The organism is Ralstonia mannitolilytica (genome assembly GCF_000954135.1).
Classification (GTDB): Bacteria; Pseudomonadota; Gammaproteobacteria; order Burkholderiales; family Burkholderiaceae; genus Ralstonia; species Ralstonia mannitolilytica.
Genome location: NZ_CP010799.1, coordinates 437,189 through 460,589, shown reverse-complemented (window position 1 = coordinate 460,589; position 23,401 = coordinate 437,189). Strand labels below are relative to the sequence as shown.

Here is a 23,401-nt window from a genome sequence, read left to right as displayed (position 1 = left end):
ACGGCGGTAAAATCGGCGCCATGACCGAAACCACCGCCGCCGACATCTCCTCCGAAGGCATTGCCGACGACATCGCACAGGCGATCGTCGCGCATCGGCTGCCGCCCGGCACCAAGCTGCGCGAAGAGGCGCTGGCGCGGGTCTACCACGTCAGCCGCACAAAGATTCGTGCCGCGCTGCTGATGCTGGCCAAAGACAAGCTGATCCGCATGGAGCCGGATCGCGGCGCGTTCGTCGCCAAGCCCGATGAGACCGAGGCCCGCGAAGTCTTTGCCGTACGGCGCGTGCTGGAAGTGGCACTGGCGCGCGAGTTCATCGCCAAGGCCACGGCGGCCGACTATGCGCGGCTCGAAAAGCACTTGGCCGAAGAGCACAGGGTGGCGGCCAGCGCCAACCTGGCGGACGTCCCGCGCCGCAACCGCCTGATGGCCGACTTCCACCTGCTGCTGGCCGACGTGGTCGGCAACAGCGTGCTCAAGGAAATGCTGCGCGAGCTCTCCGCCCGCAGCTCGGTCATCACGATGCTGTATCAATCCACCTACGATGCGGTGCGCTCGTCCGAAGAGCACACCGCCTTTCTGGAAGCCGCCAAGCGCGGCGACGTGGAAGGTGCCATCGCCCTGATGGAAGAGCACATGGCGCACACCGAGGCGTCGCTGAAGTTCGAATCGCCGGGTGGCCGCGCGACGGACCTCGTTGCCGCGCTGCTGGCCTGAGCGCGCGTGCCGACGTACACGCTGCGCGCGCCGGTGTCGGCCGAGCTGGACATCAGGAAAAGCCGCTTCATCGCATGGGCTGTGCCGGTCGAAGACCGCGCCGCTGCCATGGACGTCGTCGCGCGTCTGCGGGCCGAGCACCCGACTGCCACGCATGTCTGCTGGGCGCTGCTGGCCGGCGGCCAGTCGGGGATGTCCGATGATGGCGAGCCCTCCGGCACCGCAGGCCGCCCCATCCTCGAAGTGCTGCGCCACCACGACCTGGACGGCACGCTCGGTGCCGTGGTGCGCTACTTCGGCGGCGTGAAGCTCGGCGCGGGCGGCCTGGTGCGCGCCTACACCGATGCCATCGCCACCGCGCTCATGCAGGCCGAGCGCGTGGAGCGCATCGCCAGCACCACGCTCACGCTCGTCACCGATTACGCCGATGAGGCGCGCATCCGGCGGTGGGTCGACGAAGGCGGCTATGCGCTGGTCGAGGCGGCTTACGATGCCGGCGTTGCGCTCACCGTGCGCTTGCCCGTGACCGATGAGGCGGCTGCGCGTGCGACGCTGCGGGACCTGACGCAGGGACGCGTCGTCATCGCCGAGTGACGCTGAGCGCGCCTCACCCCGCCCGCGACCAATACCCCGGCTGCGCAAACACCGCCTTCAGGTGTTCGATGAAGAACCGGATCTTCGCAGGCACCGGCCGCTGCTGCGGGTACACGGCGAGGATGTCGTAGTCGGGCAGCGCGTAGTCATCCAGCACGGTCATCAGCGCGCCGGATTCGAGTTCCGGCTGGATCTCCCACGTTGAACGCCACCCCAGGCCCAGGCCTTCGCCCATCCAGCGGTGCAGCAGTTCGCCGTCGTTGCAGTCGAGGTTGCCGCTGACCTTCACGGTGACGGCCTTGCCGTTCTGCTGGAAATACCAGCCGCGCTGCTGGCCGCCCTGCAGGTTGAAGGCGAGGCAATTGTGCTTGGCCAGGTCGTCGAGTGTGCGCGGCACGCCGTGCTTGGCGAAATACGCCGGCGTGCCGCACACCACGCGCTTGTTCGAAGCCAGCCGGATCGCCACGAAGTTCGGATCGATGGCCCCGCCGATGCGGATGCCGAGGTCGTAGCCCTCGCGCACGAGGTCGACCACGCGGTCGGTCAGGTTGAACGAGATGCGCACGTCGGGGTTGGCACGCAGAAAATCCGGCGCGTGCGGCGCGACGTGCTTGCGCCCAAACGCGGCCGGCGCCGACACGATCAGGTGCCCCGTCGCCTTGTGGCGGCCCTCGGCGACGAGCAGTTCTGCGCGGTCCAGTTCGCCCAGCGCCTTCTTGCACTGCTCCATGAAGACCGCGCCCTGTTCGGTCACGGCAATGCGCCGCGTGGACCGGTGCAGCAGCTTCACGCCCAGCCTGGCTTCGAGCGCGTTGATGCGGCGCCCGATCATGACGGGCGTCACGTCCTGCGTGAGCGCGGCGGCGGCCATGCTGCCGTGCTCCACCACGGCGATGAACGCCTCGATCTGCTTGAGCTTGTCCATTCCATCATTCCAGTTCGCAATGTCACGCCATTCTAGTGAGCATTCCGTACGCGGATTGCGCCTATTCAGCGCATATCACCTGTGACGAATGGAAAAAATCGGTGTGTGCGGAGTGATGCGAGGCGTGGTCCTGCATCGCTCTTTTTGCGCCGCAGCAAATCAACTGAAAGCGGCATGAATCCTGGCGTCCTCGGCGGTGACACGGCTTCGGCATTGCTGCGCCACGCGAGAGCATTCGATATACAAAGTTAGCAATCAACTGACGAAACCTGCGTTTATCGGTATCGGCATGCGGGAATAGGATCAGCCCCAACGTATTCCCACCTTCCCCTTCCTGGAGACACACCACCATGCCGAAGATGAGAGCAATCGACGCCGCCGTTGCGGTGCTGGAGAAAGAAGGCATCACCACCGCCTTCGGCGTGCCGGGTGCCGCCATCAACCCGCTGTACTCGGCCCTGCGCAAGAACGGCAACATCGCCCACGTGCTAGCCCGCCACGTGGAAGGCGCCTCGCACATGGCCGAGGGCTACACCCGTGCCGAGGCCGGCAACATCGGCGTGTGCATCGGCACGTCGGGCCCTGCCGGCACCGACATGATCACCGGCCTGTACTCGGCCTGGGCAGATTCGATTCCCATCCTCTGCATCACCGGCCAGGCGCCGCGCGCACGCCTGTACAAGGAAGACTTCCAGGCTGTCGACATCGAATCGATCGCCAAGCCGGTCACGAAGTGGGCCGTCACCGTGCGTGAGCCGGCGCTGGTGCCGCGCGTGTTCCAGCAGGCGTTCCACCTGATGCGCTCGGGCCGCCCGGGCCCGGTGCTGATCGACCTGCCGTTCGACGTGCAAGTCGCCGAGATCGAATTCGATCCCGACACGTACAGCCCGCTGCCGGTCTACAAGCCCGCGGCAACGCGTGCGCAGGCCGAGCGCGCCATCGAGATGCTGTGCCAGGCCGAGCGCCCGCTGCTGGTGTGCGGCGGCGGCGTGATCAACGCCGATGCGGCCCAGCTGATGGTCGAGTTTGCCGAGCTGGTGAACGTGCCTGTCGTCCCGACCCTGATGGGCTGGGGCGTGCTGGCTGATGACCACCCGCTCAACGCCGGCATGGTCGGCCTGCAAACGTCGCACCGCTACGGCAACGCCACGCTGCTGGCGTCGGACTTCGTGTTCGGCATCGGCAACCGCTGGGCCAACCGCCACACCGGCAGCGTCGACGTCTACACCAAGGGCCGCAAGTTCGTGCACGTCGATATCGAACCGACCCAGATCGGCCGCGTGTTCGGTCCGGACCTGGGCATCGTCTCGGACGCCAAGGCAGCGCTGGAGAAGTTCATTGAAGTCGCCCGCGAGCTGAAGGCCGCCGGCAAGCTGCCGTGCCGCAAGAGCTGGAACGCCGACGTGCAGAAGCGCAAGCGCACGATGCTGCGTCGCTCCGACTTCGACAACGTGCCCATCAAGCCGCAGCGCGTGTACCGCGAGATGAACCAGTACTTCCCGCGCGACGTGCGTTACGTGAGCACGATCGGCCTGTCGCAGATCGCCGCTGCGCAGTTCCTGTCGGTCAACCAGCCGCGCCACTGGATCAACTGCGGCCAGGCAGGCCCGCTGGGCTGGACGATTCCCGCCGCCATCGGCGTGAAGGTGGCCTCGCCCAACAGCGACGTGGTGGCCATCTCGGGTGACTACGACTTCCAGTTCATGATCGAAGAGATGGCGGTGGCCGCGCAGTTCAAGGTGCCGTACATCCACGTGGTGGTGAACAACTCGTACCTGGGCCTGATCCGCCAGGCGCAGCGCAACTTCGACATGGACTACTGCGTCCAGCTCGCCTTCGACAACGTCAACGCACCCGAGCTGAACGGCTACGGCGTCGACCACGTGAAGGTGGTGGAAGGCCTGGGTTGCAAGGCGATCCGCGTGTTCAAGCCCGAAGACATCGAACCCGCCTTTGCGCAGGCCCGCAAGCTGATGGCGGAGTTCTCGGTGCCGGTGATGGTGGAAGTGATTCTCGAGCGCGTGACCAACATCGCGATGGGTACGGAGATCGACAACGTGGTCGAGTTTGAAGAAGTGCTCGACCTGGAAGACACCCTCACGGAAGCCGAAGGCGTCACCGCATAAAGACGGCGCGCCATTCCCTCACCGTCCGATACAAGGAGAAACCATGACCAAGCTGGCAGCCAACCTGACCATGCTGTTCAACGAACAGGCCTTCCTCGACCGCTTCGAAGCCGCCGCGCGTGCGGGCTTTCGCGGGGTGGAGTTCCTGTTTCCCTACGCGTTTCATGCCGACCAGATTGCCGATCGCCTGAACCGCTTCCAGCTCGACCTGGTCCTGCACAACCTGCCGGCCGGCAACTGGGACGGCGGCGAGCGCGGCATCGCCATCCTGCCGGACCGCGTGAGCGAGTTTCAGGACGGCGTGGGCGAAGCCATCAAGTACGCCAAGGTGCTCGGCGTGAAACAGCTCAACTGCCTGGTGGGCATCCGTCCCGAAGGTGTGAGCGAAGACGCGGCGCGCAAGACGCTGGTGGAGAACCTGAAGTTTGCGGCGAAGGCACTGAAGGCCGAGAAGATTGATCTGCTGATCGAGCCGATCAACACGTTCGATATTCCGGGCTTTTACCTGAACCGCACGCAGCAGGCGCTGGACCTGATCAACGACGTGGACGCGTCCAACCTGTACGTGCAGTACGACATCTATCACATGCAGCGGATGGAAGGCGAAGTGGCTGGCACGCTGAAGCGCCATCTGGACAAGATCAAGCATGTGCAGCTGGCGGACAACCCTGGGCGCAATGAGCCGGGGACTGGGGAGATCAACTATCAGTTCCTGTTCCGTTGGTTGGATGAGATTGGGTACACGGGGTGGGTTGGGTGTGAGTACAAGCCTAAGGCTGGGACGGTTGAGGGTCTCGGCTGGCGGGCTGCTCACAACGTTGGCTGAGATTTTTGTTCGGTTTGGTTTTGCTCCGGTGGTGCATCCCTTGTTTCATCCCCTGCCGGGGCTGACTCACTTTCTTTGTCTTGCCAAAGAAAGTAAGCAAAGAAAGGCGCGCCCGAGATGGCGAAGGATTCCTTGAATTTATGTCGCAGGGAGGGGAAGGGAAAAACTCGCTTCGCTCGAGCCTGTCAGGAATTTTGTGTTTGAGGCATAGCATGTTGGAAAGGAGCATCTATGCCAAGCAAGAAGAAACCGGCGGCAGCCGGCACGGCGGCGCTGCCGTCTATTCCCCACGAACTCATTGAACAACTGACCGGCGGCACCACGCCGATGACGGCCGAACAGATCAACGCCACCACCATGGCGCTGAAGAAAGCGCTGATCGAGCGGGCGCTGGGCGCAGAACTGTCGTACCACCTGGGCTACCCGCCCGGCAGCGCCCGCCCCGAGGATGCAGCCAACCAGCGCAACGGCAAGTCCGCCAAGACGGTGCTGACTCAGGACGGGCCGCTGCGCATCGAAGTGCCGCGCGACCGCGCAGGCTCCTTCGAGCCCATCCTGATCCCCAAGCACGAGCGGCGTTTCACCGGCTTTGACGACAAGATCGTAGCCATGTACGCGCGGGGCATGACGGTGCGTGAGATCCAGGGCTTTCTGGCCGAGCAGTACGGCACCGAGGTCAGTCCTGAATTCATCAGTTGCGTCACGGATGAGGTAATGGCCGAGGTCACCGCCTGGCAGGCACGCCCGCTGGAGCCGATGTACCCGGTCGTATTCTTCGACTGTCTGCGGGTCAAGATCCGCGAGGATGCCGTGGTGCGCAACAAGGCCATCTATCTGGCGCTGGGCGTGCTGCCCGACGGCACCCGCGACATCCTGGGCCTGTGGATCGAGAACACCGAGGGGGCCAAGTTCTGGATGAAGGTGTTCAACGATCTGAAGACCCGTGGTGTAGCCGACATCCTGATTGCCGTCACCGACGGCCTCAAGGGCATAGCCGAGGCGCTTGGGGCGGTGTTTCCGACCACGACGCTGCAGACCTGTATCGTGCACTTGATCCGCAACAGCCTGGACTATGCCAGCTGGAAGGACCGCAAGGCGCTGGCAGCGGCGCTCAAGCCCATCTACACGGCGCCCAGCGCAGAAGCCGCAGCGGCCCAACTCGATGCCCTGGAAGCTGGTCCCTGGGGGCAGAAGTTTCCCACGGTGGTGGCGGCCTGGCGCCGGGCCTGGGAGCGCGTCATTCCGTTTTTTGCGTTCAGCCCGGCGGTGCGCAAGGTGATTTACACGACCAATGCCATCGAGAGCCTGCACAGTCAGCTGCGCAAAATCATCAAGACGCGGGGGCACTTTCCCAGCGATGATGCCGCCACCAAGCTGCTGTGGCTGGCCTTGCGCAACATCACGGCTGACTGGGGCCGAGCAGCCAGGCAGTGGAAAGACGCCATGAACCAGTTCGCCATCGCCTATGGGGAGCGCTTTACACGACCGGCCGCGTAATATGTCCACCGGGCTCGTCTGAAACGGCAGCCCGAATAAAAAGCCTTGAACACAAAAATTCAGACAGCCCCCTTCGCTCAGACAGTTTCCCTTCCTTTTTCCTCCCTGCAACAGAAATTCAAGGCGCCATCTAGGGCAACAAAGTCAACGGCCAAACCATCGACCACGACTGCAGCAGGAACCAGCAGCACAACGCGAAGCAAAGCGAGCAACACAGCAACAAACAAGAGCCACCTAGGACAGCACACAGATTGTGTGGCCGTACCCTGCCCTAGATGGCGCCTTGAATTTGTGTAAGCGGGCGGAAAAAGGAAGGAGGCTGTTTGAGCGCAGCGAGTTTGCCTCCTTCCCCGCCCGGTTACACAAATTCAAGGAGGGTGTCGCCATCTCGGGCGCGCCTTTCTTTGCTTACTTTCTTTGGCAAGACAAAGAAAGTGAGTCGCCCCCGGCAGGGGGTGAAAGGGAGATGAACCACCAAGGGTCAAACAAGCAAACCACCAACACATCCAAACCAAGGAGATCCCTCACCATGGCAAACAATCTCAACCTCGGTTTCATCGGCCTCGGCATCATGGGCGCCCCCATGGCAGGTCATCTGCGCGCCGCCGGCCACACGCTCTTCGTGCACGACGTCAACCCGGCACCCGCCGCGCTGGTGGAAGCCGGCGTGACGGTCTGCACGAGCGCAGAGGAAGTCGCCAAGCGTGCCGACATCATCTTCATCATGGTGCCGGACACCCCGCACGTTGAAGCCGTGCTGTTCAGCGAGAAGGGTGTCGCCAAGGCGCTGAAGGATGCCGGCAAGGACGCTGCTGCCAGCAAGATCGTCGTCGACATGAGTTCGATCTCGCCGATCGCGACGAAGGACTTCGCAGCCCGCATCAACAAGCTCGGCGCGCAATACCTGGATGCTCCGGTGTCGGGCGGCGAAGTGGGCGCGAAGGCCGCATCGCTGACGATCATGGTGGGCGGTGAGCAGGCTGCGTTCGATCGCGTGGCACCGCTCTTCCAGCTGATGGGCAAGAACATCACGCTGGTGGGCGGCAACGGCGACGGCCAGACCACCAAGGTGGCCAACCAGATCATCGTGGCGCTGAACATCCAGGCCGTGTCCGAAGCGCTGCTCTTCGCATCGAAGGCCGGCGCCGACCCGGCGAAGGTGCGTCAGGCGCTGATGGGGGGCTTCGCGGCCTCGCGCATCCTGGAAGTGCACGGCGAGCGCATGGTCAAGCGTACGTTCGATCCGGGCTTCCGCATCGAGCTGCACCAGAAGGATCTGAACCTGGCGCTGCAAGGGGCGAAGACGCTGGGCGTGGCGCTGCCGAACACGGCCACCGCGCAGGAACTGTTCAACACCTGCGCCGCCAACGGCCTGGGCAAGCAGGACCATTCGGCGCTGTGCCGCGCGATCGAGATCATGTCGAACCACGACATCGCCTGAATGCGCGCCTAAGTTGTGTGCACTGTCGCAGCCTTCGGGCGGCGGCAGTCTTTTTGCTGTTTCCCCGCTTTCTGCCATGCACCACGACCAGTCTGCCCAGGCCGCCCTGCGCGCCGCCTTGCCCAATCCGTCGCCGCGCGCGCTGTTGCACGGCCTGTTTGATACCGCGGTGGCTGCGGTCAGCGCTGCGCAATGCCTGCCGGCATTCCTGCCCGAACCGCCGCGTGGCCGCACCATCGTCATCGGCGCTGGCAAGGGCGCTGCAGCGATGGCCGAGGCGGTGGAGCAGCACTGGAAGGGCGAGCTGTCCGGCCTGGTCGTCACGCGTTACGAGCACGGCCGTGCGCCCGGCACGCAGGGCCGCATTGAGGTGGTTGAAGCCTCGCACCCCGTGCCCGATGCAGCCGGCCAACGCGCCGCGCAACGCATGGTCGGCCTGCTCGAAGGTTTGACGGAAGACGACCTCGTGCTGTGCCTGATCTCCGGCGGCGGCTCGGCCCTGCTGGCTGCACCCGCCGAAGGCCTGACGCTGGCCGACAAGCAGTCCGTCAACCGTGCGCTGCTCAAGAGCGGCGCGAGCATCGGCGAGATGAACTGCGTGCGCAAGCACCTCTCGTCGATCAAGGGCGGGCGCCTGGCACTGGCGTGCGCACCGGCACGCGTCGAGACGCTGCTGATCTCGGATATTCCCGGCGACGACCCGACGCTCATCGCCAGCGGCCCGACGCTGCCCGACGCCACCACCTGCGCAGATGCGCTGGCCGTGATCGATAAATACGGCATCGACGTGCCCGAAGCGGTGCGCCGTCATCTGGAAAGCGGCGCGGGCGAGACGCCCAAGCCCGGCGATGCACGTTTCAAAGGCCATCGCAGCCACGTCATCGCGACGGCCCAGCACGCGCTGGAAGCGGCCGCCGCGCAGGCACGCGCGCTCGGTTACGAGGCGCACATCCTGTCGGACAGCATTGAAGGCGAGGCGCGCGATGTGGCCGAAGTGCATGCCGGCATCGTGCGTCAGATCGTGGCGCGCAATCAGCCGTTCACCAAACCGTGCGTGATTCTGTCGGGTGGTGAAACCACGGTGACCGTGCGCGGTAATGGGCGCGGAGGGCGCAATGCCGAGTTCCTGCTGGCGCTGGGCGTGGCGTTGGATGGTCTGCCGGGGGTGTATGCGATTGCCTGCGATACCGATGGCATCGATGGCTCGGAAGACAACGCTGGCGCGATGTTGACGCCGGATAGTCTGGCGCGTGCTGAAGCGCTTGGGTTGCGGGCTAAGCAATTGCTCGACAACAACGATGGGTATGGGTTTTTTGATGCGCTGGGGGATTTGATTGTGACTGGGCCGACCCGGACTAATGTGAATGATTTTCGGGCGATTTTGATTACCGGCTAATTTTTTGGGCGAGGGGGATGGGGTTTTGGTTTTGTGGTGCATCCCTTGTTTCATCCCCTGCCGGGGCTGACTCACTTTCTTTGTCTTGCCAAAGAAAGTAAGCAAAGAAAGGCGCGCCCGAGATGGCGACTTCCCCTTGAATTTATGTCGCAGGGAGGGGAAGGGAAAAACTCGCTTCGCTCAGACAGTTTCCCTTCCTTTTTCCTCCCTGCAACAGAAATTCAAGGCGCCATCTAGGGCAACAAAGTCAACGGCCAAACCATCGACCACGACTGCAGCAGGAACCAGCAGCACAACGCGAAGCAAAGCGAGCAACACAGCAACAAACAAGAGCCACCTAGGTCAGCACACAGATTGTGTGGCCGTACCTTGCCCTAGATGGCGCCTTGAATTTGTGTAAGCGGGCGGAAAAAGGGAGGAGGCTGTTTGAGCGCAGCGAGTTTGCCTCCTCCCCGCCCGGTTACACAAATTCAAGGAAGGGGTCGCCATCTCGGGCGCGCCTTTCTTTGCTTACTTTCTTTGGCAAGACAAAGAAAGTGAGTCGCCCCCGGCAGGGGGTGAAAGGGAGTGGACCACCAAGGCCCAAATAAACAACCCCCACCGGAAACACCAAAATGCGCCGCTTCCGCAACACCAAAATCCTCGCCACCCTAGGCCCCGCCAGCAGCGACAAAGACACCATCCGCGCCCTCTTCGACGCCGGCGCGGACGTCTTCCGCCTGAACTTCAGCCACGGCTCGCACGAAGACCACCGCAAGCGCTACGACACCGTGCGCGCGGTGGAGGCCGAGACCGGTCGCCCGATCGGCATCCTCGCTGACATGCAAGGTCCGAAGCTGCGCATCGGCACGTTCGCCGACGGCCGCGTCGTGCTCAAGAACGGGGATCGCTTTGTGCTCGACCGCGACCCGACGCCGGGCGATGTCACGCGCGTGCATCTGCCGCATCCGGAGCTGTACGCTGCTACCGCGCCGGGCCAGTCGCTGTTGCTGGACGACGGCAAGATCCGCCTGGCCGTGGAAGCCGCCGACCCGACGGCCATCGTCACGCGCGTGGTCGATGGCGGCCCGCTGTCGGACCGCAAGGGCGTGAACGTGCCGGACGCTGTGATCCCCATCCCCGCGCTCACCGAGAAAGACCTGCGCGATCTCGACTTCGCGCTGTCATTGGGTGTGGACTGGATTGCGCTGTCGTTCGTGCAGCGCGCCGAAGACGTGATCGCCGCACGCGAGATCATCGGCGACCGGGCTGGGCTGCTCTCGAAGATCGAAAAGCCCGCCGCGCTGCTGCACCTCGAAGACATCGTGCAGGCCTCCGACGCGCTGATGGTGGCGCGCGGCGATCTGGGTGTGGAGCTGCCGCCCGAGCGCGTGCCCGGCGTGCAGAAGCGCATCCTGCGCATGGCGCGCCAGCATGGCAAGCCGGTGGTCGTGGCCACGCAGATGCTGGAATCGATGATCGAAGCGCCGGTGCCGACGCGCGCCGAGGCCTCCGACGTGGCCAGCGCCGTGTACGACGGCACCGATGCCGTGATGCTGTCGGCCGAGTCGGCCAGCGGCAAGCATCCGGTTGCGGCGGTCAGCATCATGAACCGCATCATTGCCGAGACCGAACGCGACCCGCTCTACCGCAACCTGATCGACGCGCAGCATCAACCGCCGCTGCCGACGCGCCAGGACGCCATCTGCGCGGCCTTGCGCGACGTGACGCACATCCTCGGCGCAGTGGCCACCGTCACGTACACGTCCAGCGGCAAGACGAGCCTGCGCGCCGCACGCGAGCGGCCACTGGCGCCCATCGTCAGCATCACGCCGCGCCTGGACACGGCGCGCCGGCTGGCCATCGCGTGGGGCGTGCACAGCACGGTCAGCCCCGATGTGAGCAATGTCGACGAGATGGTGGACGCGGCGTGCCGGGCCGCCGCACGTGAAGGCTTTGCCGTGTCGGGCGACCAGATCGCCATCACGGCGGGCATGCCGTTCGGCCAGGCCGGTTCGACCAACCTGCTGCGCCTGGCGGAAATCTGGCCGCAGACCGTGGCAGCCGCGACGGAAACGCGCGCCGAGCAGTTCGAAGCCGCGACGGCCTGACGCTGCGTCAGACCACCTTGGAGTAGCGCGGAACGAAGCCGACGGGCTTGCCCCCGGCTTCCACCGCACGCTCCGTGCCCGCCTGGCGCAGGTGCGAATCGAAGACCATCGCGATGCGGCGCACGAGCAGCCGCCCTTGCGGCGTGATGACGATGCGTTCGTCCCCCACCCGCACCAGCCCGGCTTCCTCCAGCGGCGCCAGCTCCCGCAGCTCATCTGCGAAGGTGCGCTTGAAGTCCAGCCCGTGGCGCGCGCCGAAGGTGCGCATGTTCAGTTCAAATCCGCACATCAGCTCGCCGATCAGCGCACGGCGCACGTGGTCGTCCGGCGTGAGCGACATGCCGCGCAGCACGGCCAGTTCGCCGGCATCGATGCGCGCGTAGTACGCGTCGAGATCCTTTTCGTTCTGCGCATACACATCGCCCACGCGGCTGATGGCGGACACGCCAAACGCCAGCATGTCGCAATCGGCGTGCGTGGAATAGCCCTGGAAATTGCGCTGCAGCCGCCCTTCACGCTGCGCGATGGCAAGCGCATCGTCAGGCCGAGCGAAGTGGTCCATGCCGATGTAGACATAACCCTCGGCGACGAGGCGCTCCACCGTCATCGCCAGCAAATCGAGTTTTTCGTCGGCGGTCGGCAGCGCGAGCAGATCGATGCGGCGCTGCGGCTTGAACAGGTGCGGCAGATGCGCGTAGCTGTAGACGGACAGCCGGTCGGGCGCCATCTCCAGCACGCGATCGAGCGTGGCGTTGAAGGTCTCGGTGCGTTGATGCGGCAAGCCGTAGATCAGGTCGAAGCTGATCGACTCGAAGCCGAGCCGGCGCGCGGTGTCGACCACGCGGCGCGTCTCTTCCACGCTCTGCGTGCGGTGCACGGCGCGCTGCACCTCGGGGTCGAAGTCTTGAATGCCCAGGCTTGCGCGATTGAAGCCGATCTCGGCCAGGACTTCGAGCGTGGCGTCGTCGGCGTGGCGCGGGTCGAGTTCGACGGAGATTTCGGCGTCGCCCATCAGCGCAAAATGCTCGCGCGTCGCGGCCATCACGGCGCGCATCTCGTCGTGCGCGAGGAACGTGGGCGTGCCGCCGCCCCAGTGCAATTGCGTCACGCGGCGCAGTGGGCCGATCTGGTTGGCCACCATGGCCATCTCACGCGCGAGCGTTTCAACATAGCGTGCACTGCGCGAGCGGTCCTTCGTGATGACCTTGTTGCAGCCGCAGTAGTAGCAGAGGTTCGCGCAAAACGGCAGGTGCATGTACAGCGACAGCGGCGCGTGCAGCGCAGGCGCGATCGCGGCGCGGCGGTGCAAGGCGTCGAGGTAATCGGCGTTACCAAACTGGTTGTGAAAGCGGTCAGCCGTCGGATACGAGGTATAGCGCGGGCCGTGCGTATCAAAACGCTGCGCGAGCGCGCGCACCTGGGGAGCCGACCAGCGGAAAGCGCTGTCGTTGGCGGCGGACGGAGGATCGGCCGGCTTGGCGAACGGAAACATGGGGCGGTTCTAGTGGGGCGATAGGTCATCCTAAAACCGCGATGTGAGTGTCGGGTTGATGTGTGTCAACGTCGGTCAATGCGGGTTCCAAAGCGTTGTGTACTGCACGCGTGGCGTCACGGCGGCACAACGGGGCTGGGCGTTGATGGGTGTTTTTTTTGAGTTCTGGATTGTTGGTGCATCCCTTGTTTCATCCCCTGCCGGGGCTGACTCACTTTCTTTGGTCTTGCCCAAAGAAAGTAAGCAAAGAAATGCGCGCCCGAGATGGCGACCCATTCCTTGAATTTCTGTCGCAGGGAGGGGAAGGGAAAAACTCGCTTCGCTCAGACAGTTTCCCTTCCTTTTTCCTCCCTGCAACAGAAATTCAAGGCGCCATCTAGGGCAGGGAAAGTCAAAGGACAAAAGCCACACCGCCTGGGCGCCAGTCCGAACGAAAAGGCCAACCGCACGATGGGTTGGCCTTTTTCTTTTGACGTTGAGCCCTTGATGGCGCCTTGAATTTTCGTAAGCGGGCGGGAAAAAGGTGGGGAACTGTCTGAGCGCAGCGAGTTTTCCCCCACCTCCGCCCGGTTACGCAAATTCAAGGGATGGGTCGCCATCTCGGGCGCGCCTTTCTTTTGCTTACTTTTCTTTGGCAAGACAAAGAAAAGTGAGTCGTGCCCGGCAGGGTACGAAACACAGATGGACCACCAAGGCAAAACCCAAAACCCAAAACCCAATCACGAAACCACAGTCTTCTTAGCCGCCAACAACCCCTTCAACGCCCCCAACCGATCCTTCGGCGACATCGCTGGCATCGTGTCCTCCGGCGTCGGCCCGGCATCCTCCCCAAGCTTCATCTCCGCGATATAGCGCGACGGCTCGCACACCACCGTCTCCCGCGCCCGCTTGCGCTTCTTGCACCAGCTGATATGCAGGCTGCGCTGCGCCCGCGTGATCCCCACATACATCAACCGCCGCTCTTCTTCGATCTTCTCGTCCGTCAGATCGTCGTCTTCGCGACAATGCGGCAGGATGCCTTCCTCCACACCCACCAGAAACACGTGCGGATATTCGAGCCCCTTGCTGGCGTGCAGCGTGGACAGGCGCACCGCATCCGGGTCTTCTTCCTTGCCTTCGAGCATGCTGATCAGCGCGATGGTCTGCGTGAGTTCCAGCAGGTTTTTACCGGCGTCCATCAGGCCATCGGCGTTGTCGAAACCGGTGGCTTCTTCGTCGTCATCCTTCTCCGGCTTGGTGCCCTTGCGCTTGAGCCAGTCGAGAAACTCCAGCACGTTGGTCCACTTGTTCTGCGCCTGGCGCTCGTCGTAGGTGTCGTACAGGTAGGCCTCGTAGTGGATGCCTTCCATCATCTCGTCGAGCAGCGTGGCGGCGGGCTCCCTGGCGGCGCGGTCCGAGAGCCGCACGATGAACTCGCAGAACACCCGCAGCGGCTCCAGCTGGCGCGGCGCGAGTTGCGCTTCGATGCCGCCCATCATTGCCGCCTCGAACAGCGACACCTTGGCCTGCCCCGCGAATGCGCCCAGCACTTCCAGCGTCGCATTGCCCACGCCCCGCTTGGGCGTGGTGATGGCGCGGATGAACGCGGGGTCGTCATCCGCATTGGCAATCAGCCGCAGATAGGCGCACAGATCCTTGATCTCGGCCTTGTCGAAAAAGCTCTGCCCGCCCGAGAGCACATACGGAATGCGTTCGCGCCGCAGGATCTGCTCGAACAGGCGCGCCTGGAAGTTGCCGCGATACAGGATCGCGTAATCGCGAAACTGCGCACGACGCTCGAACTTGTGGGCGGACAGCTTGAAGACGACGCTCTCGGCTTCGTGCTCCTCGTCATTGGCGCTGGTCACGGTGATGGGGTCGCCCATGCCGTGCTCGCTCCACAGCGTCTTCTCGAACAGCTTCGGGTTCTGCGCGATGACCGCGTTGGCGGCGTTCAGGATGCGCACCGTGGAGCGGTAGTTCTGCTCCAGCTTGATCACCTTCAGGTTCGGAAAATCGGTCTGCAGCAGCTTGAGGTTGTCGAGCGTGGCGCCGCGCCAGCCGTAGATGGCCTGGTCGTCGTCGCCCACCGCCGTGAAGGCCGGCGCACGCAGGTGCGAGCCGCCCGCCAGCAGCTTCAGCAGCTGATACTGGCAGGCGTTGGTGTCCTGATATTCATCAACGAGGAAGTAGCGCAGGCGGTTCTGCCACTTCAGGCGTACCTCTTCATTGCGCGCGAACAGCTCGGCGGGAATGCGGATCAGGTCGTCAAAATCCACCGCCTGATATGCATGCAGCGTCGCCACGTAGTTGCGGTAGACGAGCGCGGCCTGGTGGTCGTCGACGTTGTTGTTGGCGAGCGCCTCGGCAATCGCCGTGTCCGGATCGACGAGACCGTTCTTCCACAGCGAGATCGTGCTCTGCACGCGGCGGATCAACTGCTTGTCGGTGGTCGCGAGCTGCTCCTGGATCATGCCGAAGCAATCGTCGGAATCCATGATCGAGAAACGTGGCTTGAGGCCGACATGCTCGGCTTCCGCCCGCAGGATCTGTACGCCCAGCGAGTGGAACGTACAGACGGTCAGCTGCTTGATGGGGATGCGCTTGCCGTCTGCGCGCGTCTGGCCCTCCATCAGCTTGGCCACGCGCTCCTGCATTTCCTTGGCTGCCTTGTTGGTAAACGTGACGGCGGCGATGTGCTTGGGCTCGAAGCCCTTGTCGAGGATCAGGTGCGCGATCTTCTGCGTGATCACACGCGTCTTGCCCGAACCCGCTCCCGCCAGCACGAGGCAGGGGCCGTCGAGGTAGTGCACAGCTTCGGATTGGGCTGCGTTGAGCCCGTGGGCAAGACCGGAAGACATGGGGACAGGCGGAAGAAAAAGCAGGCGGGAACGACAGCGGAGGGCGATGGTAGCACGGCGCTTTTGCATCGATTGAGCCGACGAGGGGGCTGTTGCAGGGCACCTGCGGAGGTGCCCAATACCGCACCGCACGCGTTTGCGCCCCTCGCTTTTCGCAAGGGCGTTACACCGCTTACGCACCGTTACACGAACGGGGTAAGCGAGCCTGCGCGGCACGCCGTTATGGACAGGACAGCGGCTGAATCGGTCGGCCGCCCACCGGAGGAAAAACCATGAACCGCATCGTCAAAGCCCTGGCCATCAGCGCCGTCGCCCTGTCTGCCACCACCGGCGCCTTCGCCCAGACGCAATGGCAAAAGGACCACCCGCGCCGCGCCGAGGTCAACCACCGCCTCGCCAACCAGAACAAGCGCATCCACAACGAAGTGAAGGAAGGCGAAATCACCAAGAGCCAGGCGCGCCAGCTGCACAAGGAAGACCGCCAGATTCGCCAGGAAGAGCGCGACATGGCCGCCCAAAACGGTGGGCACATCACCAAACAGGAACAGCGCACGCTGAACCAGCAGGAAAACCAGGTCAGCCGCCAAATCGGCAAGTAAGTCAAAGCAAGACCAGCCACACCCGCACTCCGGCCACACCACAAGGCGCTCCCGCCCGCGCCCCGACGGTGTGGCCGTTGTCTTTCGTCTTTGACGTTCCTGCCCTAGATGGCGCCTTCAATTTTCGTAAGCGGGCGGAAAAAAGGCGGGGAACTGTCTGAGCGCAGCGAGTTTTCCCCGTCTCCGCCCGGTTACGGAAATTGAAGGAGTCTTTCGCCATCTCGGGCGCGCATTTCTTTGCTTACTTTCTTTGGGCAAGACCAACGAAAGTGAGTCAGCCCCGGCAGGGATGAAACAAGGGATGCACCACAAGCACAAAAAATCCAGCCCTCCCCACCACCCGAGACCGCCAAGTCCACCCCAATTGACAATCCCATCCCCCTTCCGTAAATTCCGCCCATCCATCCGGGAGAGCGTGCCCGCCGTACACGGCAAGGCGCCGCCGAAGGGGTAGCACCCGAAAACTCTCAGGCATCCAGGACCGGGCGGATCGGCGGACATGCGTCCGACCGCACTCTGGAGAGCTGGCGCCGCACGACCACTGCGGGCGCCCACCGAAGGGGCTCACGAACGGCGCGCACCGCTATGCGCACCGCTTCGCAATCTCTCAGGTACCAAGGACAGAGGGGCCATCTGCGCAGCTTGTTGATCTTCATGGCGTCACCATGGGGCATCAGGCTGCGCGGGTGGCCTTTTTGCTTTTCTGGTTCCGATCCATGCGCCGCGCCCTCAGCCACACCGGCGGCGCCTCAAGCCGAGAGACTCCATGACGCTCCAACACACGCCGCTCAATGCCATCCACCGCTCGCTGGGCGCCCGCATGGTCGACTTCGGCGGCTGGGACATGCCCGTCAACTACGGCTCCCAGATCGAAGAACACCACGCCGTGCGGCAGGACGCCGGCGTCTTCGACGTTTCGCACATGTGCGTGGTCGACCTCACGGGGCCGCGCGTGCGCGACTTCCTGCGTGGGCTGCTGGCCAACAACGTCGACAAGCTCCAGACGCCCGGCAAGGCGCTCTACAGCTGCATGCTGAACGCCAAGGGCGGCGTGATCGACGACCTGATCGTCTATTTCTTCCGTGAAGACTGGTTCCGCCTGGTGGTCAACGCCGGCACCGCGCCGACCGACCTCGAGTGGATCGTCGCGCAGAACAATGCCGCCGGTACCGGTGTGACGATCACGCCGCGCCGCTCCGACAACAACGCGGGCCCCGAGCCGCTGGGCATCCTGGCGGTGCAGGGCCCGAACGCCCGCGCCCGGACATACGCGGCACTGCCCGGCACGCAGGCGGTGGGCGACGCGCTCAAGCCTTTCAACGCAGGGTTCGTCACCGTGGAACACGTGGGCGAGATCATGGTCGCGCGCACCGGCTATACCGGCGAAGACGGCTTCGAACTGGTCGTGCCCGCCGCGCAGATCGCCGGCGTGTGGGAGCGCCTGCTGCAGGCCGGCGTGCGCCCGGCAGGCCTGGGCGCACGCGACACGCTGCGCCTGGAAGCCGGCATGAACCTCTACGGCCAGGACATGGACGAGCACGTCTCGCCGCTGGACGCCGGCCTGGCCTGGACGGTCGACCTGCAAAGCGAACGCGACTTCACTGGCAAGGCCGCACTGCTGGCCGGCGGTCAGCGCGAACAGTTCGTCGGCCTGATCCTGCGCGACAAGGGCGGCGTGCTGCGCGCCCACCAGAAGGTCATCACGCCCGTCGGTGACGGCGAAATCACCAGCGGCACGTTCAGTCCGAGCCTGTCGCAATCGATCGCACTGGCGCGCCTGCCGAAGAGCGTGGCCCTGGGCACCGACGTGCAGGTCGAAATCCGCGACCGCAAGCTGACCGCGACAGTGGTTAAACTGCCGTTCGTGCGCAATGGCAAGGCGCTGGTCAGCTGAACCCGAATTCCCACCATTCCCATCTTCCGGAGAACCTTTTCATGAGCAACGTCCCCGCCGATCTGAAGTACACCGAACACGACGAGTGGATCCGCGTTGAAGCCGACGGCACGCTGACCATCGGCATCACCGACTACGCGCAGGACGCACTGGGCGACATCGTCTTCCTGGATCTGCCGGAAGCCGGCCGCAGCGTCAACAAGGACGAGGCGATTGCGGTGGTCGAGTCGGTCAAGGCCGCTTCGGACATCTACGCACCGGTTGCCGGCGAGATCGTTGCCCGCAACGAAGATGCGATCGGCTCGCCCGAATCCGTCAACGGCGACGCGTACGCCGCGTGGCTCTTCAAGATCAAGCCGGCCAACGCCGATGACGTGAACGCGCTGTGGACGGCAGAGAAGTACGCCGCCGAACGCGCCTAAGCCGCACCCCGAGCCGATGCGCCTGACCCGCGCATCGGCTTTTGCCTGAATTTCGAGCCCTTGCCATGAACGCTCCGCACCCCGCTTCCTCGGCGCTTGCCGCTGAACGTCCTACCCTCGCCGAACTGGAGGCGCGCGACGCCTTCTCGCATCGCCACATCGGCCCGTCTGCCGAAGAGCAGGCGCAGATGCTGGCCACGCTCGGCTACGCCAGCCGCGCCGAGCTGATCGACGCCGTGATCCCGGCCGCCATCCGCCGCAAAGACGGGATGCCGCTGGGCGAATTCACGCAACCGCTGACCGAAGAAGCGGCGCTGGCCAAGCTGCGCGGCATCGCGGGGCAGAACCGCGTGTTCAAGAGCCTGATCGGCCAGGGCTACTACGGCACGCACACGCCGGGCGTCATCCTGCGCAACATCCTCGAAAACCCCGCCTGGTACACGGCGTACACGCCGTATCAGCCGGAAATCTCCCAGGGGCGCCTGGAAGCGATGCTGAATTTCCAGCAGATGGTGATCGACCTTACGGCGATGGACATCGCCAATGCGTCGATGCTGGACGAAGCGACCGCCGCGGCTGAAGCCATGACGCTGCTGCAGCGGATTGGCAAGTCGAAGTCGACCGTGTTCTTCGTGGCCGACGACGTGCTGCCGCAAACGCTGGAAGTCGTGCGCACGCGCGCCAAGCCGATCGGCGTGCAGGTGGTGACCGGCCCTGCCGCCGACGCTGCCAAGCACGACGCGTTCGGTGTGCTGCTGCAATACCCGGGCGCCAACGGTGCGCTGCTGGGCGATCTGGCGACGTACCAGGCGCTCACCGATGCCGTGCACGCCGCCGGCGGCCTGGTCGTGGCCGCCGCCGACCTGCTGGCGCTCACGCTGCTGGCCGCGCCGGGCGAATGGGGCGCTGACGTCGTGATCGGCAACACGCAGCGCTTTGGCGTGCCGTTCGGTTTCGGCGGCCCGCACGCCGGCTACATGGCCGTGCGCGATGCGTTCAAGCGCTCGATGCCCGGCCGACTGGTCGGCGTGACGATCGATGCGCAAGGCAACCCGGCCTACCGCCTCGCGCTGCAAACGCGCGAGCAGCACATCCGCCGCGAGAAGGCCACCTCGAACATCTGTACCGCGCAGGTGCTGCTGGGCGTGATGGCGTCGATGTACGCCGTCTACCACGGCCCGCAAGGCCTGAAGCGCATCGCCCAGCGCGTGCACCGCCTGACCGCCACGCTGGCCGCCGGCCTGCGCGCGATCGGCTACACGCTGGAAGCCGACGCCTTCTTCGACACGCTGACCGTCGCCACCGGCCCGCGCACCGCGAACCTGCACATCGCTGCGCAGGCGCACGGCATCAACCTGCGCCAGATCGACGACGCGCGACTGGGCATCTCGCTGGACGAGACGGTCACGCGCGCCGATGTCGTGGCGCTGTGGGACATCTTCGCGCATGCCGCGCACGCCGCCGCACCGGACTTCGACCAGACCGAAGCGGGCGTCGCCGATGCGTATCCGGCCTCGCTCATCCGCCAGAGCGCATACCTGACGCATCCGGTGTTCAACGCGCACCACTCCGAGCACGAAATGCTGCGCTACCTGCGCAGCCTGGCTGACAAGGATCTCGCGCTCGACCGCACGATGATCCCGCTGGGCTCGTGCACGATGAAGCTCAACGCCACCGCAGAAATGCTGCCGGTGACGTGGCCCGAGTTTTCGAACATCCATCCGTTCGCACCGGCCGACCAGACCGTCGGCTACCGCGAGATGATCGACCAGCTCGAGCAGATGCTCTGCGCCGCCACCGGCTACGCCGCCGTGAGCCTGCAGCCGAATGCCGGCTCGCAGGGCGAATACGCCGGTCTGCTGATCATCCACGCCTACCACGCCAGCCGTGGCGAAGCGCACCGCAACGTGTGCCTGATCCCGTCGTCGGCGCACGGTACGAACCCCGCATCGGCGCAGATGGCCGGCATGCAGGTGGTCGTGGTGGCCTGCGATGAGCGCGGCAACGTCGATCTGGCCGATCTGGAAAAGAAGGCCGCCGAGCACAGCAAGAACCTCGCGGCCATCATGATCACCTACCCGTCCACGCACGGCGTGTTCGAGGAAGGCGTGAAGCGCGTCTGCGAAATCGTGCACAGCCATGGCGGCCAGGTCTACGTGGACGGCGCCAACATGAACGCCATGGTCGGCACCGCCGCGCCGGGCCACTTCGGCGGCGACGTCTCGCACCTGAACCTGCACAAGACGTTCTGCATTCCGCACGGCGGCGGCGGCCCGGGCGTCGGCCCGGTGGCCGTGGGTGCGCACCTCGCGCCGTTCCTCCCGGGGCGCGCGGCGTCGGGTGAAGATGCCAGCCAGAACATCGGCAATGTGTCGGCGTCGGCGTTCGGCTCGGCGTCGATCCTGCCGATCTCGTGGATGTACATCGCGATGATGGGCGCCGCGGGCCTGACCGCCGCCACCGAGACGGCCATCCTGTCGGCCAACTACGTGGCCAAGCGTCTCGCGCCGTACTACCCGGTGCTGTACACGGGCGCGCACGGCCTGGTGGCCCACGAGTGCATTCTCGACATCCGTCCGCTGCAGAAGGAATCGGGCATCAGCAACGAAGACATCGCCAAGCGCCTGATGGACTTCGGCTTCCACGCACCGACGATGAGCTTCCCGGTGCCGGGCACGCTGATGATCGAGCCGACCGAAAGCGAGCCGAAGGTGGAACTCGACCGTTTCATCGACGCGATGATTGCCATCCGCGGCGAGATCGACAAGGTCATCTCGGGCGAATTCGACCGTGAAGACAACCCGCTCAAGCACGCGCCGCACACCGCAGCCGTGGTGATGGCCGATGACTGGTCGCACAAGTACACGCGCGAGCAGGCCGCTTACCCGGTGGCATCGCTGCGCGCACGCAAGTACTGGCCGCCGGTTGGCCGCGCCGACAACGTCTACGGCGACCGCAACCTGTTCTGCGCCTGCGTGCCGATGAGCGAGTACGCGCAGGACTAAAGCCGGCGACCCAGCGCGATTGCCATCGCGCCGCGCCTCAGGCGGCCGCCTCGCACCACGGGGCGGCCGTTTGCATCTGAACAACCCGAGCGCGGGCGGCCACAAGCCGACTCGCCCCTTTTGCAAAACGCCCCCCGGAGCCTGACCCCATGGCTGTTTCTGTTTTCGACCTCTTCAAGATCGGCATCGGCCCGTCCAGCTCGCACACCGTCGGGCCGATGCGCGCCGCGCTGATGTTCGCCTCCGGCCTCGAAGCCGACGGCCTGATGCCGCAAGTCGCCAGCGTGCGCGTCGAGCTGTATGGCTCGCTCGGCGCCACCGGCAAGGGCCACGGCACCGATCGCGGCGTCATCCTCGGCCTGATGGGCGAGGCGCCGGACACCATCGACCCCGACACCATCGAAGACAAGCTGGCGGCGCTGCGCGCGTCGCAGTCGCTGTCGCTGCTGGGCCGTCACGCGGTGCGCTTTACCGAGAAGGAGCACATCGCCTTCTATCGCCGCGAGGCGATGGCCGAGCACCCGAACGGCATGAAGTTCCATGCCTTCGATGCGGCCGGCGAGCGGCTGCGCGAGGCGCGCTACCTGTCGGTGGGCGGCGGCTTTGTCGTCACGGCCGGTGCGCCGAATACGCAAGTGCTGGCCGCGCACGACCAGTTGCCGCATCCGTTCCGCAGCGGCAAGGAATTGCTGGCGATGTGCGAATCGACGGGCAAGTCCATCGCCCGCCTGATGCTCGAAAACGAACTGACGTGGCGCACCGAAGCCGAAGTGCGCGCCGGCTTGCTCAACATCTGGCACGTGATGCAGGCGTGCGTGGCGCGCGGCTGCCGCACCGAGGGCGAACTGCCGGGCCCGTTCCACGTGCGTCGCCGCGCCGCCGAACTGTATTCACGCCTCACGGTGCAGGCCGAGCGCACGCTGTCCGATCCGCTGTCGGTCATCGACTGGGTGAACCTGTATGCGATTGCCGTGAACGAAGAAAACGCCGCGGGCGGGCGCGTCGTCACGGCGCCGACCAACGGCGCCGCCGGCATCATCCCCGCCGTGCTGCATTACTACGACCGCTTCGTGCCCGGCGCGAACGACAACGGCGTGGTCGATTTTCTGCTCACCGCCGGCGCGATCGGCATGCTGTACAAGATGAACGCGTCGATCTCGGGAGCGGAGGTCGGCTGCCAGGGGGAGGTCGGCGTGGCGTGTTCGATGGCGGCGGGTGCGCTGGCAGCGGTGCTGGGCGGCACGCCTGCGCAGGTCGAAAACGCAGCGGAGATCGGCATGGAGCACAACCTGGGGCTGACATGCGACCCAGTCGGCGGGCTGGTGCAGATTCCGTGCATCGAGCGCAATGCGATGGCCTCGGTGAAGGCCGTGAACGCGGCGCGCATGGCGTTGCGCGGAGACGGCACGCACTATGTCTCGCTCGATTCGGTCATCAAGACCATGCGTGAAACGGGCGCGGACATGAAGACCAAGTACAAGGAGACGGCCCGCGGCGGCCTGGCGGTCAACATCGTGGAGTGCTGAGGCTGCGCGCAG

General features: G+C 64.9%; 16 protein-coding genes and 2 riboswitches. Of the genes, 13 read left to right on the top strand and 3 right to left on the bottom strand.

What is annotated here, in order from left to right; genetic code table 11:
- Nucleotides 1–20 precede the first annotated feature (20 nt).
- Both TK49_RS02250 and TK49_RS02245 read left to right on the top strand, forming a co-directional pair.
- Nucleotides 21–716, top strand: coding sequence for a GntR family transcriptional regulator (locus TK49_RS02250; RefSeq protein WP_045787702.1), 696 nt, complete (start codon nt 21–23; stop codon nt 714–716).
- A gap of 6 nt (nt 717–722) precedes the next feature.
- A complete protein-coding gene (locus tag TK49_RS02245) occupies nt 723–1,310 on the top strand; it encodes an IMPACT family protein (RefSeq protein WP_045785253.1) in 588 nt (195 codons plus the stop codon).
- 13 nt (nt 1,311–1,323) lie between these two features.
- Here the strand turns inward: TK49_RS02245 and TK49_RS02240 are convergent, their stop codons facing one another.
- Nucleotides 1,324–2,235: a LysR family transcriptional regulator gene (locus TK49_RS02240; protein WP_045785252.1), complete on the bottom strand. Its 912-nt coding sequence runs from the start codon at nt 2,233–2,235 to the stop codon at nt 1,324–1,326.
- Between the two features lie 350 nt (nt 2,236–2,585).
- Between TK49_RS02240 and gcl the strand changes: the two genes are divergently transcribed.
- The 6 genes from gcl (at nt 2,586) to pyk (ending at nt 11,611) form a co-directional block, all read left to right on the top strand.
- Nucleotides 2,586–4,361, top strand: coding sequence for a glyoxylate carboligase (gene gcl, locus TK49_RS02235; RefSeq protein ID WP_045785251.1), 1,776 nt, complete (start codon nt 2,586–2,588; stop codon nt 4,359–4,361).
- 43 nt (nt 4,362–4,404) lie between these two features.
- Nucleotides 4,405–5,187, top strand: a complete 783-nt coding sequence (gene hyi / locus TK49_RS02230) for a hydroxypyruvate isomerase (protein WP_045785250.1) — start codon at nt 4,405–4,407, stop codon at nt 5,185–5,187.
- Nucleotides 5,188–5,418: 231 nt separating this feature from the next.
- Nucleotides 5,419–6,684 (top strand): IS256 family transposase, encoded by a 1,266-nt coding sequence (locus tag TK49_RS02225; RefSeq protein ID WP_045220114.1) that lies wholly within the window; start codon nt 5,419–5,421, stop codon nt 6,682–6,684.
- A gap of 529 nt (nt 6,685–7,213) precedes the next feature.
- On the top strand, nt 7,214–8,125 hold the full coding sequence (gene glxR, locus TK49_RS02220; RefSeq protein ID WP_045785249.1) for a 2-hydroxy-3-oxopropionate reductase: 912 nt from the start codon (nt 7,214–7,216) through the stop codon (nt 8,123–8,125).
- A 76-nt stretch (nt 8,126–8,201) separates the two neighbouring features.
- Entirely contained in the window at nt 8,202–9,521 is a 1,320-nt protein-coding gene (locus TK49_RS02215; RefSeq protein WP_045785248.1) for a glycerate kinase type-2 family protein, read from the top strand.
- A 614-nt stretch (nt 9,522–10,135) separates the two neighbouring features.
- On the top strand, nt 10,136–11,611 hold the full coding sequence (gene pyk / locus TK49_RS02210) for a pyruvate kinase (RefSeq protein ID WP_045785247.1): 1,476 nt from the start codon (nt 10,136–10,138) through the stop codon (nt 11,609–11,611).
- Nucleotides 11,612–11,618: 7 nt separating this feature from the next.
- On the opposite strand, the gene hemN is transcribed toward pyk, so the two are convergent.
- Together hemN and TK49_RS02200 are read right to left on the bottom strand one after the other, a co-directional pair.
- Nucleotides 11,619–13,103 carry an oxygen-independent coproporphyrinogen III oxidase gene (hemN, locus tag TK49_RS02205; protein ID WP_045785246.1) on the bottom strand — a complete coding sequence of 495 codons (1,485 nt, stop codon included), beginning with the start codon at nt 13,101–13,103 and terminating at the stop codon, nt 11,619–11,621.
- 719 nt (nt 13,104–13,822) lie between these two features.
- The gene (locus TK49_RS02200; RefSeq protein WP_045785245.1) at nt 13,823–15,943 is read right to left on the bottom strand and encodes a UvrD-helicase domain-containing protein; all 2,121 of its coding nucleotides are present in this window, start codon (nt 15,941–15,943) and stop codon (nt 13,823–13,825) included.
- Nucleotides 15,944–16,215: 272 nt separating this feature from the next.
- Here TK49_RS02200 and TK49_RS02195 point away from each other — a divergent pair, with 272 nt between their 5' ends.
- The 5 genes from TK49_RS02195 (at nt 16,216) to TK49_RS02175 (ending at nt 23,389) form a co-directional block, all read left to right on the top strand.
- Entirely contained in the window at nt 16,216–16,542 is a 327-nt protein-coding gene (locus TK49_RS02195; protein ID WP_027678500.1) for a hypothetical protein, read from the top strand.
- Between the two features lie 396 nt (nt 16,543–16,938).
- Nucleotides 16,939–17,036: riboswitch (glycine riboswitch) on the top strand.
- A gap of 12 nt (nt 17,037–17,048) precedes the next feature.
- Nucleotides 17,049–17,176: riboswitch (glycine riboswitch) on the top strand.
- 132 nt (nt 17,177–17,308) lie between these two features.
- Nucleotides 17,309–18,436, top strand: coding sequence for a glycine cleavage system aminomethyltransferase GcvT (gcvT, locus tag TK49_RS02190; protein ID WP_045785244.1), 1,128 nt, complete (start codon nt 17,309–17,311; stop codon nt 18,434–18,436).
- A 41-nt stretch (nt 18,437–18,477) separates the two neighbouring features.
- Nucleotides 18,478–18,858 (top strand): glycine cleavage system protein GcvH, encoded by a 381-nt coding sequence (gene gcvH, locus TK49_RS02185; protein ID WP_045785243.1) that lies wholly within the window; start codon nt 18,478–18,480, stop codon nt 18,856–18,858.
- 65 nt (nt 18,859–18,923) lie between these two features.
- On the top strand, nt 18,924–21,863 hold the full coding sequence (gcvP, locus tag TK49_RS02180) for an aminomethyl-transferring glycine dehydrogenase (RefSeq protein WP_045785242.1): 2,940 nt from the start codon (nt 18,924–18,926) through the stop codon (nt 21,861–21,863).
- Nucleotides 21,864–22,012: 149 nt separating this feature from the next.
- The gene (locus TK49_RS02175; RefSeq protein WP_045785241.1) at nt 22,013–23,389 is read left to right on the top strand and encodes an L-serine ammonia-lyase; all 1,377 of its coding nucleotides are present in this window, start codon (nt 22,013–22,015) and stop codon (nt 23,387–23,389) included.
- The last annotated feature ends 12 nt before the right edge of the window (nt 23,390–23,401 follow it).